Annotated in this window: 20 protein-coding genes; 7 read left to right on the top strand and 13 right to left on the bottom strand. The window is 64.2% G+C overall.

What is annotated here, in order from left to right; genetic code table 11:
- Window positions 1-9 precede the first annotated feature (9 nt).
- The 8 genes from fliL to fliF form a co-directional block, all read right to left on the bottom strand.
- A complete protein-coding gene (gene fliL / locus P3T22_RS28185; protein WP_429326728.1) occupies window positions 10-516 on the bottom strand; it encodes a flagellar basal body-associated protein FliL in 507 nt (168 codons plus the stop codon).
- A gap of 92 nt (window positions 517-608) precedes the next feature.
- The gene (locus tag P3T22_RS28190; protein ID WP_429326729.1) at window positions 609-887 is read right to left on the bottom strand and encodes a hypothetical protein; all 279 of its coding nucleotides are present in this window, start codon (window positions 885-887) and stop codon (window positions 609-611) included.
- 355 nt (window positions 888-1,242) lie between these two features.
- A complete protein-coding gene (locus tag P3T22_RS28195; RefSeq protein WP_429326730.1) occupies window positions 1,243-2,943 on the bottom strand; it encodes a flagellar hook-length control protein FliK in 1,701 nt (566 codons plus the stop codon).
- Window positions 2,944-3,004: 61 nt separating this feature from the next.
- Window positions 3,005-3,454: a flagellar export protein FliJ gene (gene fliJ, locus P3T22_RS28200; RefSeq protein ID WP_063497612.1), complete on the bottom strand. Its 450-nt coding sequence runs from the start codon at window positions 3,452-3,454 to the stop codon at window positions 3,005-3,007.
- Between the two features lie 11 nt (window positions 3,455-3,465).
- Window positions 3,466-5,127 (bottom strand): flagellar protein export ATPase FliI, encoded by a 1,662-nt coding sequence (gene fliI / locus P3T22_RS28205; protein WP_429326731.1) that lies wholly within the window; start codon window positions 5,125-5,127, stop codon window positions 3,466-3,468.
- Window positions 5,121-5,804 (bottom strand): flagellar assembly protein FliH, encoded by a 684-nt coding sequence (gene fliH / locus P3T22_RS28210; RefSeq protein ID WP_181448388.1) that lies wholly within the window; start codon window positions 5,802-5,804, stop codon window positions 5,121-5,123. The genes fliI and fliH overlap by 7 nt, the downstream gene beginning before the upstream one ends.
- On the bottom strand, window positions 5,791-6,786 hold the full coding sequence (gene fliG / locus P3T22_RS28215) for a flagellar motor switch protein FliG (RefSeq protein ID WP_063497609.1): 996 nt from the start codon (window positions 6,784-6,786) through the stop codon (window positions 5,791-5,793). Before fliG ends, fliH begins: the two co-directional genes overlap by 14 nt.
- Entirely contained in the window at window positions 6,776-8,572 is a 1,797-nt protein-coding gene (fliF, locus tag P3T22_RS28220) for a flagellar basal-body MS-ring/collar protein FliF (RefSeq protein WP_429326732.1), read from the bottom strand. The genes fliG and fliF overlap by 11 nt, the downstream gene beginning before the upstream one ends.
- Window positions 8,573-8,809: 237 nt before the next feature.
- On the opposite strand from fliF, the gene fliE reads away from it, so the two are divergent.
- From fliE to P3T22_RS28245, 5 genes are all read left to right on the top strand, one after another.
- Window positions 8,810-9,145, top strand: a complete 336-nt coding sequence (gene fliE, locus P3T22_RS28225; RefSeq protein ID WP_063497607.1) for a flagellar hook-basal body complex protein FliE — start codon at window positions 8,810-8,812, stop codon at window positions 9,143-9,145.
- A 163-nt stretch (window positions 9,146-9,308) separates the two neighbouring features.
- The gene (locus P3T22_RS28230; RefSeq protein WP_429326733.1) at window positions 9,309-9,530 is read left to right on the top strand and encodes a hypothetical protein; all 222 of its coding nucleotides are present in this window, start codon (window positions 9,309-9,311) and stop codon (window positions 9,528-9,530) included.
- A complete protein-coding gene (locus P3T22_RS28235) occupies window positions 9,527-9,853 on the top strand; it encodes a flagellar protein FliT (RefSeq protein ID WP_063497606.1) in 327 nt (108 codons plus the stop codon). The genes P3T22_RS28230 and P3T22_RS28235 overlap by 4 nt, the downstream gene beginning before the upstream one ends.
- Before the next feature lie 81 nt (window positions 9,854-9,934).
- The gene (locus P3T22_RS28240; protein ID WP_429326734.1) at window positions 9,935-11,356 is read left to right on the top strand and encodes a flagellar hook-length control protein FliK; all 1,422 of its coding nucleotides are present in this window, start codon (window positions 9,935-9,937) and stop codon (window positions 11,354-11,356) included.
- Entirely contained in the window at window positions 11,356-11,721 is a 366-nt protein-coding gene (locus P3T22_RS28245; protein ID WP_429326735.1) for an EscU/YscU/HrcU family type III secretion system export apparatus switch protein, read from the top strand. The genes P3T22_RS28240 and P3T22_RS28245 overlap by 1 nt, the downstream gene beginning before the upstream one ends.
- Window positions 11,722-11,809: 88 nt before the next feature.
- On the opposite strand, the gene P3T22_RS28250 is transcribed toward P3T22_RS28245, so the two are convergent.
- Together P3T22_RS28250 and P3T22_RS28255 are read right to left on the bottom strand one after the other, a co-directional pair.
- Window positions 11,810-13,228 carry a coniferyl aldehyde dehydrogenase gene (locus P3T22_RS28250; RefSeq protein ID WP_429326736.1) on the bottom strand — a complete coding sequence of 473 codons (1,419 nt, stop codon included), beginning with the start codon at window positions 13,226-13,228 and terminating at the stop codon, window positions 11,810-11,812.
- A gap of 57 nt (window positions 13,229-13,285) precedes the next feature.
- On the bottom strand, window positions 13,286-14,971 hold the full coding sequence (locus P3T22_RS28255; protein ID WP_063497602.1) for an isovaleryl-CoA dehydrogenase: 1,686 nt from the start codon (window positions 14,969-14,971) through the stop codon (window positions 13,286-13,288).
- A gap of 308 nt (window positions 14,972-15,279) precedes the next feature.
- On the opposite strand from P3T22_RS28255, the gene P3T22_RS28260 reads away from it, so the two are divergent.
- Entirely contained in the window at window positions 15,280-16,914 is a 1,635-nt protein-coding gene (locus P3T22_RS28260; RefSeq protein ID WP_429326737.1) for a GMC family oxidoreductase, read from the top strand.
- Window positions 16,915-17,030: 116 nt separating this feature from the next.
- Here the strand turns inward: P3T22_RS28260 and P3T22_RS28265 are convergent, their stop codons facing one another.
- The 3 genes from P3T22_RS28265 to P3T22_RS28275 all read right to left on the bottom strand — a co-directional run bounded on the left by P3T22_RS28265 (window position 17,031) and on the right by P3T22_RS28275 (window position 20,298).
- Window positions 17,031-18,449, bottom strand: a complete 1,419-nt coding sequence (locus P3T22_RS28265) for a Dyp-type peroxidase (RefSeq protein WP_429326738.1) — start codon at window positions 18,447-18,449, stop codon at window positions 17,031-17,033.
- A 58-nt stretch (window positions 18,450-18,507) separates the two neighbouring features.
- Window positions 18,508-19,140, bottom strand: a complete 633-nt coding sequence (locus P3T22_RS28270; RefSeq protein WP_063497600.1) for a hypothetical protein — start codon at window positions 19,138-19,140, stop codon at window positions 18,508-18,510.
- A gap of 84 nt (window positions 19,141-19,224) precedes the next feature.
- Window positions 19,225-20,298 (bottom strand): catalase family protein, encoded by a 1,074-nt coding sequence (locus tag P3T22_RS28275; RefSeq protein WP_063497599.1) that lies wholly within the window; start codon window positions 20,296-20,298, stop codon window positions 19,225-19,227.
- A gap of 429 nt (window positions 20,299-20,727) precedes the next feature.
- Here P3T22_RS28275 and P3T22_RS28280 point away from each other — a divergent pair, with 429 nt between their 5' ends.
- Window positions 20,728-22,473 carry an OmpA family protein gene (locus P3T22_RS28280; RefSeq protein ID WP_429326739.1) on the top strand — a complete coding sequence of 582 codons (1,746 nt, stop codon included), beginning with the start codon at window positions 20,728-20,730 and terminating at the stop codon, window positions 22,471-22,473.
- The last annotated feature ends 139 nt before the right edge of the window (window positions 22,474-22,612 follow it).

A 22,612-nucleotide genomic window follows, 5' to 3' on the forward strand; every position in this document is an offset into this window, starting at 1 on the left:
GAAACAAGTTCACTGCACGACGAATTCGGTGAACAGGACGTCCTGGACGTGGACTGGCGAGGCGCCTTTATCGGTCGGCTGTTCGATCAGCGTCTGGAGTTCGGTGGCCAGCGCGCGTTTGCCTTCGAGCGGCGCGAGTTCTTCCGGGTGTTTGTTCGACAGTGCGAGGAGGATGCGGCTGCGCACTTCCGGCATATGGTCGGCGAGTTCCTGCTGGATTTTCGGGTCGTCGAGCTTGAGCGTCAGGCCGATACGCAGGAAGTGCTGCTGACCGTCGTCCGATTGCAGGTTGACTGTCATCGATTCGAGCGGGAAGAAGAGCGGCACGGCCAATGGCGCCGGCGCGCTGGCGGTTTCCGCTGAAGCGGGGGCTGGGCTGCGCTTGGACATGAAGAACCACACGCCCGCGCCGGCAGCGCCTGCGGCGATGATCGCGATGAGGACGATCAGGATGATGCGCTTCAAGGGGCCCGGGGAAGCGGGCGCGGCTTGCTGGTTTGCGGTCGTGGTTGCCATGAGGTTTGCTTTGCTTGCCTTTAGTGCTGGTGAGGGTGATTGTTGTTTATTTGCCTGCGGCGCGATGGGTCGAAAAGAAGGGTTATTGAGGGCTATCTCTGGTTTTTGCCTTTCAGGCGGGGGATTGGGGTTTTTTGCCTTCGGCGGGTTGGGGTTTTTTTGCCTGTTTGGCGTTTGCTTTTCTGTTTACCTGCGGCGGTGGTCTTTCCTTGCTTTTTTGCCTCTTCGGAGCTTTTTGTTTGTGCGCTTATGGTTTTGGCCTTTCCTTGATCTGGGTTCTTGGCCTTTCCTTGAATTGTTCGTGGTTTATTAGCGTTGCCCCTGTGCGGGGCGGCACTCACTTTCTTTGCCGCCGCAAAGAAAGTAAGCAAAGAAAGCGGCTCAAACCGCTAATGCTAAGCGGGTCCCGTAGTTCGCAAGCGGTAGTGGTGCATCTGGAATCCGTGTTCGTGCACCTGCATGCGCTAGTGACAAGGGAGTCATACCTCCGGCGGCGCTGCGCGCGCCGAAGCGTAGTTCATAAAACCGATTGCCGCGTTTTCGTGTGCGCCCTTCATTCGGCGCTTCGCCAAGGCGAAGCCGATGGCCTCCGCAGACTTGAACCGAAGCCCCTGGTTTCCCATGCAGACCCGTCCGCGACGCGCAGGCAAACAAACCCCGCCAAAGGCAACAAACCCAAAAGCCGCGCCGCCAGGCAATCCCCCGCCCGAACGGGCAAAAAAACCATCAAGCAAACGTATCCACCAGCCCCACAGTCCGCCGCACGGCAACATTAGCCGCTACAGAGTCAGAATCCGACCCAGCGCCGCCGGCAAACCCCGCCGCGCTCCCACCGCGCCCCCCCGAACGCCCCGAACCAGCACTCTGCTGCTGCCCGCCCTGCCGGGCAAACCCATCGCTAACACTAGCGCTCCCCAACCCAATCCCATTGGATTCCATCGCCTCGCGAAGCTTCGGCAGCGCAGCCTCCACAGCCTCCCGCACCTGCTGGTGCTGCGAAACAAACAACGCATGTGCATGGTTATCGGCAACCTGCAAAACAACCTGTAGCGGTCCCAAATCCTTCGGATTCAACGTCAACTCGGCGCTCTGCGAATGCGCATTCGACAAAAACACCACCTTCTGACTCAACGCGTCTTCCCAGTCCGCCGTGCCCACCTGCGGCGACAACGCATTCGCCACTTCCGCAGCCCCCGCGTTACCCGTCGTCTGCACAGCCGCCGTCGCACTCGCGGCGCCCGCCGCGGCCTGGCCAGCTGCCAGCGCCGCCGTCGCAGTATCGGCCGCACTCTTGAAGGAGGCCAGATCGTCAGCCTGCGCACCGCCAGCAACCGTCGCAATCAGCGCGTCCGCCGCAGCCTTGGCCGACGCCGATGGATCCGCCACCGTCGTGGCCGCCGCCGTCAACGCGCTCTTGACTGCGCTCGAGCCCTTGCCGTCGCCAAACAAACCGGCCGCAAGCGTCTTGCCGTCGGACGATCCATTGAGTCCATTGAGTCCATTGAGTCCATTGAATCCGTTGCTCGCGCCAGCACCCAGGCCGCCTGCCGCCGTCGCAGCGTTCGCCGCCGCGCCGCTTGCCAGCGCCTGCGCCGGAACCACACCCTGGCCGCTCGCCAGCGCGGCCAGCGCCGCCTGCAACGCGTCCTGCGCCAACTTCGGATCGGTCGCGCCAGTTTTTTTACCCGTGGCGGTGCCCGTCGTGGTGTCCGTGCCGGGCTGCGTGGCCACGGCGTCAGTCAGTGCCGTGGCAGGGTCCGCGATCGCCGGATCGATGGCGTTATTCGCAATCGCCTGAGCCTGCGCGGCGGCGGCGGCGGCTGCCGTGCCCGCGTCGGTCTGCGTGGTCAGATTAGACTTCGGCGGCGTCGCGTTGGCCTTGGTCGAGGCCTGCTGCGTATTGGACGAAAAAACGGACGAAGAAGCCGACGAAGAAGCGGACGAAGAAGCGGACGAAGGAGCAGACGAAGGAGCAGACGAAGGAGCAGACGAAGGAGCGGACAAAGAAGCTGACGAAGAAGCTGACGAAGAAGCCGACGAAGAAGCTGACGAAGAAGCTGACGAAGAAGCTGCCGAAGAAGCTGCCGAAGAAGCTGCCGACGAGCCGGATGAGGACGTACCCGCCGAGTTGCTGTTGTCCGTGTTGCTGCTCGCGGTATCCGGGTTCTTCGTCGAAGGATCGGGCGGCGGCGCGCCATCCACGCTCGACGAAGATGCCGAGGACGACGGGGAAGCAGACGAAGACGAAGAGGACGACGAAGCCGGCGGCTTGCTCGCGCTCTGCGCGGCCGCGTTGTTTTGCATGTCGATGCTCTGCTGCAGGGTTTGCGAGAACGGTTTGGCGTTCGCCGCAGCGGCCGTGGCCGCGCTGGCGGACGTACTGCTGGCAGAGCCGAGCAGTGACCCGATCTGTGAAAGAAACGACATAGGGAATCCTGTCAATCCGTCAAACGAGGTGTTCGGTCAATCGAGGCGACGCCCGGGCGCATCAGACGCCCTCGGCACGCATCCTCAGAATTCGGGAGGCGTGTTCGTCGGCATCGCGCTGGTCGCGCCGCGCCATGGTTTTCGCTTCGGCGGCTTCGCCACGCGCCTGCAGCACTTCATACGAGCCGAGCTTCTGCTTCTGGCGCTGCCAGTCGGGCTTGGCGGCCTCGACGCGCGCATTGGCCGTCACCAGCAGCTTGCGCTGCTGTTCGATGGCGGTGTCGAGCGTGTCGATGAACGCCTGGAAATTGCGCATGTTGCCGGCGGCCATGCCGGTCTGGGCGGTTGCCGTGAAGCGCGCGTGATATTCGTCGCGGTACTGCACCAGCGAATCAAGTTGCGACTGCACGTCGTTGCGCTCGCGCTGCGCGCGGCCCAGACGTTGTGCGGCAGCATCCACATCGTCCTGAGCCAGGCCAATAAGGGTCTTGATCGGAAAGTGTTTCGCCATCGTTAGCCTCCTTAGGCAAACAGAGCGTTCAGCATATCGATACTCGGTTCAAAGTTCGCGCATTCACGAAAACCTTGCTGCAAAAATGCTTCCATCCGCGGATACAGCGCAATCGCACGGTCGAGCAGCGCGTCGCGCCCGCTCGAATAGGCGCCGACGTTGATCAGATCGCGGTTGCGCTGATAGCGCGACAGCATCTGCTTGAACATACGCGTCTTCTCGAGATGGCTATCGTCGATCAGCGCGGTCATTGCCCGGCTAATCGACGCTTCGATGTCGATCGCCGGATAGTGGCCGGCCTCGGCGAGCGAGCGCGACAGCACGATGTGGCCGTCAAGAATCGCCCGCGCGGAGTCGGCGATCGGGTCCTGCTGGTCGTCGCCTTCGGTCAGCACGGTGTAGAACGCGGTGATCGAACCGCCGCCCGCCGGGCCGTTGCCGGTGCGCTCGACGAGCGCCGGCAGCTTGGCGAACACCGAAGGCGGATAGCCCTTGGTGGCAGGCGGCTCGCCCACGGCCAGCGCGATCTCGCGCTGCGCCATCGCGTAACGGGTCAGCGAATCCATCAGCAGCAGCACGTGCTTGCCCTGATCGCGAAAATATTCGGCGAGCGAGGTCGAGTACGACGCAGCCTGCATCCGCAAGAGCGGGGAGACGTCGGCCGGCGCGGCGATCACAACCGAGCGCGCGAGACCTTCCTCGCCGAGAATCTGCTCGATGAATTCCTTCACTTCGCGGCCGCGTTCGCCGATCAGGCCGATCACGATCACCTCGGCGCTGGTGTAGCGCGCCATCGTGCCGAGCAGCACCGATTTACCGACGCCCGAACCGGCGAACAGACCCATGCGCTGCCCGCGCCCCACGGTCAGGAGGGCATTGATCGCGCGCACGCCGACGTCGAGCACCTTGTGAATCGGCTCGCGGTTCAGCGGGTTGATGACCGGCGAGGACAACGGCGCATCGGCATGCGCGCCGAGCGGGCCGAGGCCGTCGAGCGGGCGGCCGGACGCGTCCAGCACGCGGCCGAGCAGTTCCCAGCCGACCGGCAAACGCTTCGCGCCCGCCATCGGATCGGCGATCGGCGCGCTCTCAAGCGGGTACACGCGGGCGCCAGGCAGGAGGCCGATCACTTCGGTGGTCGGCATCAGAAACAGTTTGTCGCCGGAGAAACCGACTACTTCGGCTTCGGCCATCGGCAGAGAACTGCCGAACGGCAGTTCGATCATCACTTCGGCGCCCACCGACAGGCGCAGCCCGACCGCTTCGAGCACCAGACCGGCGGCGCGCGTCAAACGTCCGCAGGCACGCATCGGCTTGGCGATCGCGTTGCGGGCGCGCAGCGCGTCGAGCCGGCCGCGCCAGGCCTGCATGTGCGGGTTGCTGTCGAGTGCGGGATCGTACGGGGCGGGAGGGGGGGAAGCGGGGCTCGAAAAAGCGGCATTTGAAGCGGCATCTGCCGCGTCGGACTCGCGGCTCGCCGCCGCGCCCTGCGCCGGATGCCCGGCGCCCGGCTCGCGCGACGCGGCATCGATGGCTGCGATCGCAGCCGCAGCGGGTGTCACTGCAGCCGGCACATCCGCCAGCGCCTCGGCGCCGAACGACGCCAGCGCCAGCTCGCGTTCGAGCGGCGTCAGATCGCTGGCGTGGATCTCTTCGAGCGTCGGCGTCACCATGTGCTTACCTTGCCGAGTGCGGCGGCGACGCGCTCCCAGCGCGTGTCGATGCCGGCGTCCACCTCACCGGTGCCGGCTTGCGCACGGCAGCCGCCGCGTTCGACCGACGGATCGGTACGCACGGTCCAGCCGCGCGTTTGCAGCTCTTCCATCAGATAGGCTTCGACGACCGGCAGGTCGGCGGGGCTGACGATGAGCGCCGGCGCGCCGAGCAGTGCCGGTTCGGTGGCCAGCACCTCACGGGCTGCCGCGATCAGCGCGGTCGGATCGTGCTGCACATGCTGGCGCACCACCTGTTGGGCAATGTCCAGCGCCAACGCGACCAGTGTCTCGGAGATCGCGCCTTGCGCGCCGTTGAGTGCCGCCTTGAAGGTCTCGGCCAGCGCGGCAAGACGTGCCGCTTCTTCGCGCGCTTCGCTCTGGCCCTGCACGAAACCCTGTGCGTGGCCTTGCTCGTAACCGGCCTGATAACCGAGCGCCTGCCCGGCGACGTGACCCGTCGCAATGCCCTGTGCATGCGCGGCGTCGCGCAGACGTTGGAGTTCGGCTTCGAACGCGCCGTCGTCGACTTCGGGTTCGGGCGGCGCCGGCGGCACCGGATCGAACGAGGCCATCTCCCAGCGCTGGTAGGCCGAGAGGCTTTCCTTCGCCGCGGAGTTCTGATCAGACATAAGCATCTTCCGCCTTGCCGCCTAGAACGATCTGGCCGCTTTCCGCCAGATTGCGCACGATCTGCAGGATGCGGCGCTGCTGCGTCTCGACTTCGGAGACGCGCACCGGGCCGCGCGCATCGAGGTCTTCGGCGAGCAGTTCGGCAGCACGCTGCGACATGTTCGACAGGAACTTCTGGCGCAGCGCGGGCGGCGCGCCCTTCAGCGAGATGATCAACGCCTCGGACTCGACTTCCTTCAGCAACAGCTGGATCGCGCGGTCTTCCAGATCGAGCAGGTTCTCGAACACAAACATCTGATCAATGATTTTCTGCGCGAGTTCCGCGTCGTATTGGCGAACGTTCTCGATGACGCCTTCTTCATGATTGCTCGACATGAAGTTGAGGATTTCAGCCGCCGTGCGGATGCCCCCCATCGGGCTGCGCTTGAGGTTGTCGCTGCCGGACAGGAGGCTCGTCAGCACATCGTCGAGTTCGCGCAGCGCGGCCGGCTGGATGCCGTCAAGCGTGGCGATCCGCAACAGCACGTCGTTACGCAGACGCTCGGTGAAGCAGGCGACGATTTCCGAAGCCTGATCGCGGTCCAGGTGAACGAGGATGGTCGCAATGATCTGCGGGTGCTCGTTCTTGATGAGTTCGGCCACCGCTGCCGAGTCCATCCACTTGAGGCCTTCAATGCCGCTGGTGTCGCTGCCTTGCAGAATCCGGTCGATGATCGCGCCGGCCTTGTCGTCGCCGAGGGCCTTGGTCAGCACCGAACGGATGTACTCGTTCGAATCGAGCGACATGCCGGTGTGCGTTTCCGCCTCGCGCACGAACTCCTGCAAAACCTCGTCGACCTGCTCGCGCGTCACGCTTTTCAGCGCCGCCATGGCGACACCGATCTTCTGGACCTCGCGCGGCCCGAGGAATTTGAACACCTGCGCAGCTTCTTCCTCGCCGATCGACAACAGCAGGAGCGCGCTCTTCATTACGCCTTCAGCGCTCATCGGACACCCAATTTTTCACGACGGTTGCGACGATCTTCGGATCCTGGCGGGCGATATTGCGCGCGAATTCCAGATTCCGCTCGTATTTGTGTTTCGCGCTTTCGAGCGCGAGCATTTCGCTGTCGCCTTCCAGTTCGGCGACGGAGGCCGCACCCAGGCGCTCGGCGGCCGGAATGCCGTCCAGCAGGATCGGCTCGTCCGCCGATGGCAGCGCCCCAACGACCGGCTCGGGCGGCGGGAAGGCGCGGCGCAGCGCCGGCTTCACCATCACGAAGTAGAGGAACAAAGCGACAGCGCCGATGCCGAGGTAGGTCGCAACCTGCCTGGCGAGCGCGATCATGTCCGGCGTGCGCCACCACGGCAGGTCGGCATCCGGGTCGGCGTCGACGGTGAACGGGCTGTTGACCACGTTGACCGAGTCGCCGCGCGCGGCGTCGAAGCCCATCGCGTCCTTCACCAGCTGATTGACCTGCGCGAGCTTGTCGGCGGCGACCGGTTGCATGGTCGCGTGGCCCTTGGCGTCGACTACCCGCAGATAGTTGACCACCACCGCCACCGACAGGCGCCTGATGCCGCCCATCGGCTGCTCCAGATGCTGGACGGTCTTGTTGAGTTCGTAGTTGGTGGTCGAATCCTTGCGGTCGCTGACCGGCGTGGCCGTCACACCAGGCGCGCCGTTGCCCGCCGTGACCGGCGCGGAAGCCGGCTGCGGCGGCTGGTTCGACAGCGCGCCCGGCACGCCAGAGGCCGCGCCTTGCGACATTTCGGTGGCGGTGCTCGACTGCTGGCTGCGGATCGCCGCCTGCTGCGGGGTGCCGTTCGGGCCGTAGTTTTCCGAGGTCTGCTCGCTCTGCGAGAAGTCGATATCGGCGCTGACCTGCGAGTGCGCGTTGCCGGAACCGAACAGGGGCGACAGGATCGCGTCGATGCGTTGCTGGGTGTTGCGCTCGATCTGCTGGCGGTACTTCAGTTGCGAGGCGTCCAGACCGCTGCCGGTGGACGGCTGCGTCAGCAGGTTGCCGTCCTGGTCGAGGATGGTCACGCCCTTCACCGGCATGTCCGGCACCGCCGAGGACACCATATGGGTGATCGCCAGCACCTGGCCTTCGTCGAGCGCGCGGCCCGGGTAGAGGTTGACCAGCACGGAGGCCGACGGCGCTTCCTTGTCGCGCACGAACACGGAAGGCTTCGGAATGGCCAGATGCACGCGTGCCGACTTCACCGACGAAATCGATTCGATCGTGCGCTCCAGTTCACCTTCCAGGGCGCGCTGGTAATTGATCTGCTCGGCGAACTGGCTGATGCCGAACTTCTGGTTGTCCATAAGTTCGAAGCCGACCGAGCCGCTCTTGGGCAGACCTTGCGAAGCCAGCCGCAGACGCATTTCATGCACCTGTTCGGCCGGCACGAGGATCGCACCACCGGCGTCGGAGAACTTGTAGGGGATGTTGGCCGCCTGCAGCGCGGTGATGATGGCGCCGCCGTCGCGGTCCGACAGGTTGCTGTAGAGCACCTTGTAGTCCGGCGCGCGCGACCACAGGAGCAGACCCGCGACGATGGCGACGAGCAGCGCAACCGCGAAAATCAGCGGGGCGCGCGGGTTGCCGCGCATCTGCGCGAGACCCGACAGACGCTGGCCGAAGTTGCCGCCCAGGTTGCTCCCCAGGCCGCCGAGGTCCGCGGCACCGCCGGCCTGGCCGGCGCCGGCCGCACCGGTGCCCGGCTGGGCGCCAGCGAGGCCCATGCGGGCGTCGGGGTTGATCAAAGAGTTGGCTGACGAATCCATGCGTCGGGTATCTCCGGGGTGCCTTTGCGTTCTGCCGCTCATGCGCACCGAGGGTCGGCGGGCGTGCGGACAGAGACTTTCACCCTTGAAATTATCCGCAGCGCGGCTCAACCCGATTGCTTGAATAGAGCCGGGTTTTCCCCCTAGTTTCGGGGCTTTCCCGTATGGGCCACTGCTATGCTTTCGTCCAGATCGGTACGGTTTCCGGCATGCCGGTCGTCATTCCCAGGAGAGAACATGACTTTGCCCGTGAACGCGCTCTCGTCGGCGCTGCAACAGATGCAGTCGATGGCGGCGCAAGCGGCCGGTAGCAGCAGCCCGATCGCCGGCCAATCCGGCGCGGCGACGGCCGGCGGTTTCGCCTCGGCGCTGAAGGCGTCGTTGGACAAGATCAGCGGCGATCAGACCACGGCGGCTGGCGAGGCGCAGGCGTTCGAGCTTGGTGCGTCGAACGTCTCGCTGAACGACGTGATGGTCGACTCGCAGAAGGCCAACATCGGCTTCCAGTTCGGCCTGCAGGTGCGCAACAAACTGGTGTCGGCCTATAACGACATCATGCAGATGTCGGTGTAAGGGCGACCGATACCGCCCCCATCGGCCCCTTAATCCTCCTTACATCGGCCTAAAGCTTTCCCGCTGCCTATCCGATAACCAGGTACAGGCAGGAATCCGGGTGCGGCAGCGTGCCCGGATGGGGGGCCACGACCAACTGCAGGGCAAGAGAGGAGGAGCGCCGATGTTTTCCCCAGGACACTCTGGAGCCAATGCGTACGCACGCGTCGGCGTCGAGACAGGGGTGATGGGCGCGAGTCCGCATCGTCTGACCAACAGAAAACAGAGCGAGGCAATGCTGATCGAGGTCGATCGTCTGCTGGCGACGCTCGAAGAGGCATGGATCGGGATTGCCCCGGAGATCGCTCGGATGGCAGCGCAGCCCGCCGCGGAAAGCATGAGATGACATCGAACGCAGAATATTTCGCCCGCTACGAGGCGATTGCAGCGATTTCCCGCCGTATGCTGATGGCTGCCCGGCGCGCCCTGTGGAACGATCTGGTCCATTTGCAGGAGGAATATCGGAAGCTGGTGGACGGGTTGAGAGACGCGGAAACCAGCGTCAGACTGGACGATACGGAGCGCGTGCGCAAATACGCGCTGATCCGTCAGATCCTGGCCGACGACGCTGCGATCCGCGATCTGGCGAATCCGCGCATGGTCAATCTGTCGGCGCTGTTCGCCGGACGGCCAACCCGCGTGCTCAAGGAACTGTACGGGGCGCGCTGAGTTTGCCCGCGGGCAACGCGCTGCATCAGTCCGCCCGACCGTATTTGAGCGCGCTGCCGCCACTGTGACCAAGGAATCGGTATGAACGGAATCGACGCGGTCGTCACGTCGCTGCTTGCGAACCGGGTCGACACTCTGCTCAATCTGGCACCGGGTAGTGCAACTGCCTCGCAGACTGGCGCGGCGGGAGTCGATACCGAGCTTCTCAATACCACACCCATCGCGCCACCCGCGCCGCCGCCGGCTTCCGCGCAAACCGCGCTGTCCGCCGTCGCGCTGACGCTCAATGCGATCGTGAGTTCAGGCGGCGAGGCGACCCCGGCGGTGCTCGGTCAGGCGCCGATCTGGCCGGCCGCCCCGGCGCTCGACGTCGAGGCGGGCGGCTTGCCGCTCTTCGATACGGCTGCCACGCCCGCTGCTTCATCTGCCAATCCGAATACCGCCGGTGCCGCGGCCACCGCCAATGTGGCGGCGGCTCAGGTGCCGGTGGCGGCGCTCGCGGCCGCGCTCGAACAGACGGTCGGAGAAAGCGGCCTGTTTTACGAATCCCATCTCGCGCAATGGCTGGCGGGGCAGCGGCCGCCCGCCGCCCTCGCCGGCGAGGCGCAAAACAAGCTGGTGGCCGCCGACGCGCAATTGCCGCTCGACTGGGCGAGCGATGCCGAGCAGGCCTCTTCCTCCGGTGCGACGCCCCGGCAGGGCATGGGCGCAGCACCCAACGGTCCGGGCAACGGCGCGCCGGACGGCAGCGCGGGAGCCCGCGCGATGCCGTCGATCCAGACCGCACAGGCCGCGCGCTTTGTCGCAGGCGAGGTCCTGGCGAGTTCGCTATCCGACCTGAACGGCCAGCCGGCGCACTCGAACGTACGCAGCGCCGCCGCGCCCCTGGCCGACGACGGGTCGTCGCAAAACTCGCAGTCGATGGCGGCCGCGGTTCACCCCGCGACCGTTCCTTTGGTGCGTCAGCAACTCGATCTGCTCGCCACCGGGCAGTTTCGCTGGACTGGCGAAGCATGGCCGGGCGCGAGGCTCGACTGGACCATCGAGCAGGAAGGCGACGAATGGGACCGCAGCGGCGGTGGCATGGCGAGCGAAGACGATCAGCCGTGGCATACGCGGCTAACACTTTCGCTGCCGACGCTCGGCACCGTCGATGCGGACCTGACGCTGACCGGCTCGCGCCTGGTGGCGCGCGTGCAGGCGAGTCCGGGCGGTGCGGCGCGGTTGGCGGCGCAGGGTGAGAGCTTTCGGCAGCGGCTCGCGGCCGCGGGCATCGAACTGGGTGGGCTGACGATTCGCGAGATCGGCGGCGGCATGCCTGCCACCGCGGCGGGTGCGGCAAGCGCCGCGATGGCCGGGCAGGCGGCGGCGTCGGCGTATGCGCGCTCGGCATCGGCTGCATCGGCTGCCTCGGAGGCTGACATGGCGTCGGCTGGGCGCCGCACGGCCGGTGTTACCCGCCCTGGAGTCACGCCGCTCGACAATTTCGATTGGGATATGTGATGAGCCGCAAAAATCGCCGCAGCGCGGCCGCGCTCGTCTACGACGCCAAAGGCAGCGATCCCGCACCGCGCGTGATCGCCAAGGGCTACGGCATGCTGGCTGAGATGATCGTGCAGCGCGCCAAGGAGGCCGGCCTGTATGTGCACGAGGCGCCGGAAATGGTCTCGTTGCTGATGCAGGTCGATCTCGACACGCGAATTCCGCCGCAGCTTTATCAGGCGGTGGCGGAACTGCTCGCGTGGCTGCATCGGCTGGAAAGCGGCGCCGGGGACGCGCCGGAAGGTGCAGCGGCCGCCGTGCAGGACGTGACCGATGTGGTCGCGACGGATATTGCGGATGTTTCTGGTGGGGCGCCCGGGCGCTGAACGCGTCTGCCTGTGGGCGCCCGCCGCCCGGATGGCCGGCCCACGGATGCCCGCCGCGCTGACGGCCGGCCCACGGATGGCCGCCCCATCAAAACCGCATCATCAGCTTCAGCAGCGCGTTCACCCGCTTGCCGTACGGTGGCGAGATCCATCCGCGCGCGTTCAGGCGCGCCTGCGTCAATACCGGCTTCATCTTCGAGAAGGTCACGAAGCCTTCGTAACCGTGATATGCCCCCATCCCGCTCGCGCCGACGCCGCCGAACGGCAGGCTTTCGCACGCCAGATGCATCAGCGTTTCGTTGATCGCCATGCCGCCCGCGATGGTGTCGCGCGTGACGCGCTTGATGGTCGCGGTGTCGTCGGCGTAGAGATACAGCGCGAGCGGCCGCGGCCGCGCGTTGATCCACGCGATCGCGTCGTCGAGCGTGTCATAAGGGACGATCGGCAGCAGCGGGCCGAAAATTTCCTCCTGCATCAGCGCACTCTCGTCCGGCGCATTCGTGACGGCGATTAGCGGGAAGCGGCGGCTTGCCTCGTCCGGTGTACTGTCGGCGAGCGTGTGCAGTTGCGCGCCGGCGGCCTGCGCTTCGTCCGCCAGACGTTGCAGCCGCGCAAAGTGCCGCTCCGAGATGATCGACGTGTAATCGAGGTTGTGCGCGAAATCTGGGTACATCTTCGCCATCCGCGCGCGCGCCCGGTCGATGAACGCCTGCTCCTTGCCGCGCGGCACCAGCACGTAGTCCGGCGCGACGCAGGTCTGGCCCGCGTTGAGCGTCTTGCCGGCGATGAGGTTATCCACCGCGTTGTCGAAGCGCGCATGCTGACCGATGATCGCCGGCGACTTGCCGCCGAGCTCCAGCGTGACCGGCGTCAGATGTTCGGCGGCGGCGCGCATCACTTCATGGCCGACCTTGGTCGAGCCGGTGAACAGCAGATGGTCGAACGGTTGCGCACTGAACGCGGCGGCGAGGGCGGCGTCGCCGTTCACCACGGCGACGTGGTCGCGTGCGAAGGTCTGGCCGATCAGCTGCTCGAATAGCGCCGAAGTGCGCGGCGTCAATTCGGACATTTTGACGATGGCGCGGTTGCCGGCGGTCAGCGCACTGATCAGCGGACCGGCGGCGAGCAGCACCGGATAATTCCACGGCACGATGATGCCGACCACGCCGAGCGGCTGCGGCACGACTTTCGCGCGCGCCGGCATCAGCCATTTGCTGGTGCTGCGGCGCTGTGCTTTCATCCAGCGTTTGCCGTGCCTGAGCGCGGCGTCGATCTCTTCCTTGATCAGCAGGAATTCGGCGAGCAGCACTTCCTGTTTCGCGCGATTGCCGAAGTCGGCGTTCATCGCGTCGGCGAGTGCGTCGCGGTTGTCGAGCATGACTTGGCGCAGCGCTTTCAGATGTCCGGCACGGGCTGCCCACGACGGATACGGCGCGCGCAAATAAGCATGGCGTTGATCGCGCAGCAGCGCTTCGAGCGCGGCAACTTCCGGCAGATCGTTCTTCATAGGTGTCCCTATCCCTGTTGGATAACGTGAGCGTTGAGTCGCGCTTATCGGCCGGTATCAAGCGGGAAATGCCCGTTCGATGATCGCCGCGTGGTCGAACGTGGCCGGCAGCGTGCCGTACACGCGGCCGCTCTCGCCGCAGCCGTCCGCGAGACGCGTGGCGATGAAGGCCTCGGCGACTTCCGCTGGCGCGTGCTTCAGGAGCAAGGTGGCCTGCGCGATCAGCACGATCTGCTGCGCGATCCGTCGCGCGGATGCTTCGCGATGTTCGGCGGGGCCGTTGAGTGTGGCGGCGAGCTTGCCGAGCGCGGCGCTCAAAGCCGGGTGCCCTTGCGCATCCGCTTGCCATGCGGCGAACAAGGCCTGCGCCGCGTCGGGCTCGCGCTCCATGGCGCGCAACACGTCGAGGCACATCACATTGCCCGAGCCTTCCCAGATCGAATTCACCGGTGCTTCACGATAGAAGCGCGCCATCGGGCCGGTTTCGACATAACCGTTGCCGCCCCACACTTCCATCGCCTCGCCGGTGAATTCCAGCGTGCGCTTGCAGACCCAGTACTTCGCCGCCGGGGTGACGATCCGGCGCCATGCGCGTTCGGCGGGCGCAGCCGACGACGCCTCGGCCGACTCTTCGAAAGCGCGCGCGAGTCGCATGAACAGCACCGTCGCGGCTTCCGATTCCAGCGCCAGGTCGGCGAGCACATTGCGCATCAGCGGCTGATCGGCCAGCTGCCGGCCGAAGGCGCTGCGGTGCCGTGCGTGGTGGATCGCCTGCACCAGCGCCGCACGCATCAAGGCCGCGCTGCCAATCACGCAATCGAGCCGCGTGTAGTTCGCCATTTCGATGATGGTCGGCACGCCGCGGCCTTCGTCGCCGATCATGATGCCGAACGCGTCGAAGAATTCGACCTCGCTGCTGGCATTCGAGCGGTTGCCGAGCTTGTCTTTCAGACGCTGGATCTGCACGGCGTTCTTGCTGCCGTCCGGCGCGAAGCGCGGCACGAAGAAGCATGAGAGGCCTGCGTGATCGCCGGTGCGGGCGAGCACCAGATGCGCGTCGCATTGCGGCGCGGAGAAGAACCATTTGTGACCGACAAGGCGGTATTCCGCGCCACGGCCGCTGCCGCGCGTGGCATACGCACGGGTCTGGTTGCTTCGCACGTCCGAGCCGCCTTGTTTCTCGGTCATTCCCATGCCGATCATCGCCGAGGTCTTTTGTGTGAGCGGCACGTCGCGCGGATCGTGTTCGCGGGCGTAGAGCTTATCGCGCAACGTGTCGAATAACGCGGGTTCGCGTTGCAATACCGGGATGCTCGCGAAGGTCATCGTCAGCGGGCAGAGCGAGCCGGATTCGAGTTGCGCGTGCAGGAAGTAGCCGGCGCAACGCGCGACCATGGCGCCGCGCTGCGGATCGGAAAACGGCAACGCGTGCAGGCCTTCGCGGCGCAACAGCGACAGCAGCGTATGCCACGAAGGATGAAACTCCAGCACGTCGATGCGTTCGCCGCGCGGACTGTGCGTGAAAAGTTCCGGCGTGTGGCGGTTCGCCAGTTCGGCAAGCGCGAGCGTCTCCGGCCTGGCGAGCACCGCGCCGTGCCGCTGCAATGCCTCGCGATGCCACGCGGCCCCTTCGCGTTCGAGGGCGGCGGACAACGCGACGTCGCTCGAAAACAGGTTGTAATCCGCGAGCGGAGGCGCCTGATTTGTCACGTCGTGAGTGTGGCCGAAGCTGTGCCGTTCCATCTGCTGTCTCCGTTCACCGGATGCGCGCCGTCGCTGATCGACGGCGTGCTGTTTTATCGTGGCGTGTCGTGCCGCACGCTCAGTGGATGGCGCGCGGGGCGCCGTGTTTGAATGCCGCGCGCAGCGGCCTGGCGGGCGTATGCGCGTCTTTCATCATAGGGTCGCGGGAGGCCTTTCGTTTAGAGGGATCGCTCTGACACGAACCCGCCGTCGCGCCCGAACGCTCCCTACAATGCCGATGAAACACACGTAGACAAGTGTGCACTCGATAGGGTCTGCGAGCAACGCAGCCCCACCAGGAGGAGCGGATGCAATACGACTACATCATCGTCGGTGCGGGCTCGGGCGGCTGCTCGCTCGCGAGCCGTCTGGCGGATAGCTGCCCGGACGCCACGATCGCCCTGATCGAAGCCGGTCCGCATACGGACCGCAATCTGTTCGTGAACATGCCGGTGGGCGTGGCGGCCGTCGTGCCGCACAAACTCAAGACCAACTACGGTTATCTGACGACGCCCCAGCCGGGACTCGCCGGACGCCAGGGCTATCAGCCGCGCGGGCGGGGTTTCGGCGGGTCGAGTGCGATCAATGCAATGATCTACACGCGCGGCCATCCGCTCGATTACGACGAATGGGCGCAACTCGGCTGCGAAGGCTGGTCGTGGGCCGACGTCCTGCCGTATTTCCGCCGCGCCGAAGGCAACGAGCGCGGCGCCGATGCATGGCACGGCGCGGACGGCCCGCTGAGCGTGTCCGATCTGCGCTATCGCAATCCGTTTTCGAAGCGTTTCGTGCAAGCCGCGACGGAAGCCGGTTACAAACCTAATGGCGACTTCAATGGAGCGGACCAGGAAGGCGTCGGTTTCTACCAGGTGACGCAGCGCGACGGACGGCGCTGCAGCGTCGCGCGCGCCTATATCTATGACCGCGAGCGCCCCAATCTCCATACGCTCGCCGATGCGACGGTGCTGCGCGTGAGCTTCGACGGCAAGCGCGCGTGCGGCGTCGAAATCGTGCGCGGCGGCCGTACGGAAACGCTGGAAGCGCGTGCCGAGGTCATACTGGCAGCAGGCGCGTTCAATTCGCCACAACTGCTGATGTGCTCGGGCATCGGGCCGGCCGCGCATCTGCAGTCGCTTGGCATTGCCGTGCTGCACGACGCGCCCGAGGTCGGCCAGAACCTGATCGACCATGTCGACTTCACGATCAACAAACGGGTGTCGTCGATCGAGCCGACCGGCTTTTCGATTCGCGGCATCGCGCGGATGCTGCCGCAGTTTGTGAGCTTCATGCGGCATGGGCAAGGCATGCTGTCGAGCAATGTCGCCGAAGCGGGCGGCTTCCTGAAGAGCCGGCCAACGCTCGAGCGCCCAGACCTGCAACTGCATTTCTGCGCGGCAATTGTCGACGACCACAACCGCCGTATGCACTGGGGCCATGGTTATTCGCTGCACGTGTGCGTGTTGCGGCCGCATAGCCGCGGCACGGTGACGCTCGCGAGCGCCGACGCGCGCACCGCGCCTGTGATCGATCCGCGGTTTTTCAGCGACTCGCGCGATCTCGACCTGCTGGTGGAAGGTGCGCAGATGGCGCGGCGCATTCTCGACGCGCCTTCGCTGGCGCTGCATGGCGGCAAGGAGCTGTACACGCATGCCGGCCAGACCGAGGCGGAATTGCGCCGGACCATCGCCGAGCATGCCGACACGATCTATCACCCGGTCGCAACGTGCCGGATGGGTGGCGATGCGCAATCGGTGGTCGATCCGCAGTTGCGGGTGCGCGGCGTGACGGGGCTGCGGATCGTCGATGCCTCCGTGATGCCGACGCTGATCGGCGGCAACACGAATTCTCCGACGGTGATGATCGGCGAGCGCGCGGCCGAACTGATTGCGGCGAGCCGGCGCGGTAGTGAAACGGCGCCGCGCCGCGCGACCCTGGCTGTCTGATCGAAGTACGGGAGCAGCAGGTGGGGGCACCTGCTTTCCGTCCCGGCGCGGCGCGGCCGGGGTGCATGCTGTCGGGCAAGTACTGGGGAGTCACCGATCGATGACGTGGCGCGCTTCTACTGACCGCTATCGGCGATCCATTGCAGCGCCGGCAAACTCGGCATAAACAGGTACTCCCCGCCTTTCAGAACGTTGAAGGTCTGAATGCCCAGCAGCCGCCGGCGAACCGGTTTCGCAGGAACGGTGAACATATCGCTCTCTTCGTGCAGGCCGACCAACGGGTCCCGCTCGTCCCCAAGACTTTGAAAGTTTCCGTTGTTGATCCACTCGCGCTGCAAGAACTCGAGCGTTTCGTGGGCTTTCGCGCTGATGAGCATGAAATAAACGCCCCGCTCGTCATCTTGATCCTGACTCGAGGTCACACTTTCATCGTAGGGTTTGCCGTACGACGTGCCACACCGGATTAAGCGATGAACGTTGACGTCCGTCATCACGGAAACCTTGCTGTCACGGGGATTCATTCTTCGCATGTGACAGCCGAGCGGGACGCGGTGGCCGTTCGGGTCGTCCGCGTACGTGAAATCGTTATTACGACGATAGTCGGCGCCGAGTTCCGGGTCGTCGGTCTCGGGCGCAAGCGTGAGCGGTGCACCGGAACGCCAGCGTCCCACCAGTTTTGCGGCGATCAGTTCGCGTCCCGCAGGGGTTGATGCCTGCGATCTCAGGTAATCGTTGAACGCCCCGAGCCGCGAGCGATACTTCCGGAATGCGACAAAAGTGCCGTTGCGCCCGAGAATATCTGGCTGCGGCATCTTGAGCGGTTCGCCACTTTCGCCGGGATAGCCGAGGATAAATTCACCCGCCTTGATCGGTGCGCCTTGACCCGGCAGCGGCTCGACTTCACTACCTTCGATTGCGGGCTCGGAGATCCCGTCTCTGTAGCCGAATGGATTGAGATTGTCCGGATGGGAGCCGAAATCATGGGAACCGAGCAGTGTTACGCCATGCAGATCGACGAATTGCTCATGGGCAACAGCCAGGGTTTTTTGCCACGCTTCGCCGCCGCTGCTGAAGACGTTGAGGCAGACGTGCATCTGGCTGCCCTGAAATGCCTCATCCCAATTACCCGGCGCGTTCGGACCGGTGTCCATCAGTTGGGTTGCTCGCCCCTCCATGCCTGTTCGGAACGCCTCAGGAAAGCTCGCCAGTGACGCCTCGGGCAAGCCGAGCAAACGCAGCCCGGCGTAGCTGATGCCGATGGAAATCCATGACTGCAGATTCCGGCAGTTGGCGGCGGAAGCGATATGGGGCGTTAGCCGCTTGATGAGTAATCGTCCGTGCTCCGGATTGTCGATCCGTAGTGCAAGGTGGGTGCCTACATAAGGTTGCGGACGATGACGCAAAATGGACGCCTGAATGGCATTGAGTTCGAGGATGATTGCCTCCGGTTGAGAGAATGTCAGGTACCCGGGAAACAAGGGAGGCGCGACGTTCGTGCCGCTCCAATGTCGCGGAGCGGGGCGTCGCGCCAACATCGGCCGAAGCCCGGGTCTCGAGCGGCCGGTTCGTAGGCCGGCCGTCAGCACCACTTGTTCAGGCGATCTTTCCAAATTCGTCCAGGAACGTATCGAGCGTTTCTGCAATCTTTGCGTTGCGCTTTACGTCAACGACAGACTGTTTGGGATTGGCGACGTACCACCCTGCTGCGGTGATCTGCTTCGAGACAATGAAATCCTTGACGTCCGGGCTCCTGATGCCGGGCCAGCCTTCCACCGAACTGAAAAGCAGGTCCATCAAGTCGGGAATCTTCGTTGCGAAGTCTCCGATGTAAGTGTCCCAGTCGCCGTCGTACGTTGTTGCAAACAACAATTTCGTGTCGTTTTCCAGGAAAACGAAGCGCATATCGTGCAACGTGGCGACGCGGTTCGCGCCGGAAAAATTTCCGCGCACCATGGCGAACAGGCGGCGCAAACGCTCGGCGCCACCGGGTTTCAGCGTGACGATGGAGGTGAGTTCGGAAACGTTGCCGCTTTTCAGGCCGACACGGCCGGCCGAACCATTTTCAGCTAGCGTCTCGTCGGCTTCCTGCGCGACCAGGTCATCGATCAGCGCTTTCTTCGATTGCGCAGACGCATCAGGTACCGCCTCCTCGACAGCCTGAATAATTTCTTCCCGGGTTCGGCTTTTCGCCTGGGTTCGATTTGCAGCGGTGGATGCGATGTTCATACTATGCCTCGCAGTAGAAATTAGCCGAAGACGGGTCGGCAACCGTTAAGCTTTACGTTGAGTGGGGTTGCGCTGATCGAGTTGCTAGTCAGGCAGTTCCGATATGTCTTCCGGCTCCCTGCGTGGCTCGCCATTCACCGCGTGGCGGTACCGGCTGGATTGCTCGTACACCTTTCTGCGAATCCGCATGATCGAGCCCAAAGGCCGATGGGCCTCGATCGCGTGCCATGGATTAAACGAGAGCACCTCGTCACCGTATGCTTGCCGGGCCGGGCTATAGGCTTCCTGTCTGGGGATCGTGATTCGCGCAATGATTTGATGGGCCGAAACGCTCTCGTCCCATACAACAGCGGCGTTTTCGATGGGCATGCGGGCGAGATCGGTACACAGTTGCGCCCGAAGGGAATACACGGCCCCATACTGGCGAAAGAAATCGACGACGATGTCGCGAAATGCGGACGGACGGTGACGTGTGTCGACCGGCGCGCCGGTCAGCGCTCGAACCTCGTCTGATGCGGGTGCAGCGCTTATTTTCGCGACGTATTCGCCGAACCGCACGGCAGCCATCGAATAAAAGGTTTCACCCAGAATGTGGTTGCTATTTGCGCGCAGCACTTCGGCCAGCATGGTTTCGAGCTTGGGATCGGGCGAGCGCTTCAGCTTTGCCGCTGCGCCGGCCATTCCGTCTGGATCGTGTTCTACCCGCTCCAGAAAATCTTGCATGCGCTGATACGAACGGACATCGCCGAAGGCGATCGACGGACTGTTCACCAGCAAAAAATCCTGTGTATGACCGGAGTCGTCGGGCAGAACTTTGTTGCCTGCAACGCCCAGAATCTTGATCGCAAATCCACGCGCGGCCGGTTGACTGTCCGGCCCAATTTCACCTGGGGAGCTGGAGAGGCGGATGACGACTGGATAACGGCCCGGTTTAGAAAAGAGCCCTTGTGCCAAGTGGGCAGGCAAAAGACCCTCTATCGCCAGTTCGCCCTTCAATATTCCATGGCTTCTTGCATGGGCATTGCGCGTGGCGTGGCAGTGCCGGGAGAACACTGCGTGGCCCACTCGCGCCATCGATTCGGCAATCTGATGGCTTACGGCGTCCTCATCCATTTGCGTGACTTCGAGGGAATCGGCATATTTAAGATAGTGGCTCATCGTGAATGTTCCGGTTGCGGTCACCAATATGGATGGTCCATTAAGAACGGCAAATTTAAATTATGGAGGGCGCATGTTTTGATAATGGCGTAATTTTAATGAAGCCGGGTTCAATAAATTACTGCTAACGGTACGGCAGAACGACGGGGTGGTCTATTGTTTTTTGTTGGGAATTGAATTCCCATAAAATCCCTACAATCAGCCTCTTGGGTGGCTGTATGGTATGTCAGAAGAACTACTACATCGGTGTAGTGCATCAGCCGCGTGCGACTGTAAATTCGCTTTAATAAAACGCGATTTTTCAAACGAGATTGGAGTTTTTTGTAATTAATCTTGTCGACTCATTTTTGAGATTTTCATGCTCCTATAATCGCGCCGCGAAAAAGAGCGCGTCAGGTGGCGCGTTCGGGAACTCAAGGAAGCGAAGCGATGAGTATCAATGTGATTCAGCTGATTCAGTCCGCGTTGACGGACGGTGTCGTGCGACAGCTGGCGGCCCGCTTCGGGCTGCCGCCGGACGCGACCCAGAAGGTGCTTGCAACAACCGGCCCAGCGCTAGTCGCCGGCCTGATGCAGAAGGGCGCGACGCTCGACGGCGCGCGTTCGCTGTTCGCAATGATCCTCTCGCCCGAGGTGAACGGCCACATCGCCGAGCAGCTGCCGCAACTGCTCGGCAGCACCACCGGCTTGAGCCAGCTGGAAGGCGTCGGGCGCCAGTTGCTCGAGCGTGCACTCGATCGCCGCGTCGATACGCTCAGCGACGAAGTTGCTACCCAAACCGGCGTGCCGGCGCATGCGACGCACGCCATGACGGGTATCGTCGGCGCAACGCTGCTGGGCCTGCTGAAGCGGCACTTTCTCGAAGGGCAGGGCAACGCCGGCCAGCTGCCTACACTGCTGGGCCATCAACTGCCGGCCATAGCGCCGTACCTGAACGACCGGCTCATGGCTGGCCTTGGCCTGAGCGGACTTGGCGCGTTTACCGGCAATATTCTGTCGCAGCTGAAAGCGGTCTCGGCGCACATCGACCATCCGACACCTGCCGCCAAGCCGGTGGCCGAGGCCCTGTCGAGCATCCGCGTGCCGGCCGACGCGGTGGTGCGTGAAGAGCGCCGTTCGCGCAAGGGGCTGTGGTGGCTGCTCGCGGCGATCGCTGCGGTGCTGGCTTTCCTGTTCCTGCGCGGTTGCCAAAACGAGCAACGAGGCGAACAAAGCAGCGCGGAAGCCGCGGCAACGGCGCAGCCCGCGTCCGCACCGGTCGAGGCCTCGGCCGCCGCGGCTTCAACGCCCGCGGCCAGCGAGGTCGCGGCTTCGACGCCCGCCGCTGTAGCCGCAAGCGCCGCCAGCGAAGCGCAGCAACCCGCCGCCGCGCCCGCGCCGACCAAAGATAGCCAGCTCAGCTTCATGGTCAACAACGCCGGCAAGCCGACGCTCACCGCAACGGTCGGCAGCGAAGCCGAAAAGACCCAGCTGATCGAGGCGCTGACAAAGCGCTTTGGCGCCGGCAATTTCGCCGCGAACGTCACCGTCGATCAGGACACCAGGCCGGCCGACTGGCTCGCTCATCTGGACGGCCTGCTGCCGCTGCTGGCATTGCCGGGTGCGGAGGTCAAAATGGATGGCACGCACGTGGAACTGAGCGGCAGCGCGGCGAACGCGAAGCTCGGCTGGCTCGACAAACTGAAGTCGCTGTTCGGCGCGTCGTATCAGATCGGTTCGTTCAACGTCGAACAGGCGGTCGCCAACGCAACCGAGAACTTCCGCGGGGCGATCAAGGGCCTGCTCACCCCGGACAGTTCATGTGCGGTAGCGGATGTGGTCAAGGTGTTGAACCTGCAAGTGATCAACTTTGCAAGCGCCGGCGCGCGTGTGCCGGCTTCGGCGCTGGAAGATCTGAACCAGTCGGCGCAAGTGCTGAATGCTTGCGCTCGCAACGGCAAGACGGCGAAGCTCGAAGTGGCTGGCTATTCGGACAATGTCGGCGGCGCACAAGCCAATCTGCAACTGTCGAAGAAGCGCGCCGAAGCGGTTCGCGCGTATCTCGTGAAGACGGGTGTGCCGGCGGATTCGCTCGTCGCGCAAGGTTATGGCGACGCGCGTCCGGTCGCGAGCAACGATACCGCGAGCGGCCGCTTTGCCAACCGCCGCATCGAGTTTGTCGCGAAGCAGGATTGACGGGGCTTAGTTAGCCTTGGGGGCCAGTCTCTGAGGTTGATCTTTGAGGTTGATCTTTGAGGTTGATCTTTGAGGTTGATCTTTGAGGTTGATCTTTGAGGTTGATCTTTGAGGTTGATCTTTGAGGTTGATCTTTGAG

It is taken from the genome of Paraburkholderia sp. GAS348 (assembly GCF_050434205.1).
Taxonomy (GTDB): domain Bacteria; phylum Pseudomonadota; class Gammaproteobacteria; order Burkholderiales; family Burkholderiaceae; genus Paraburkholderia.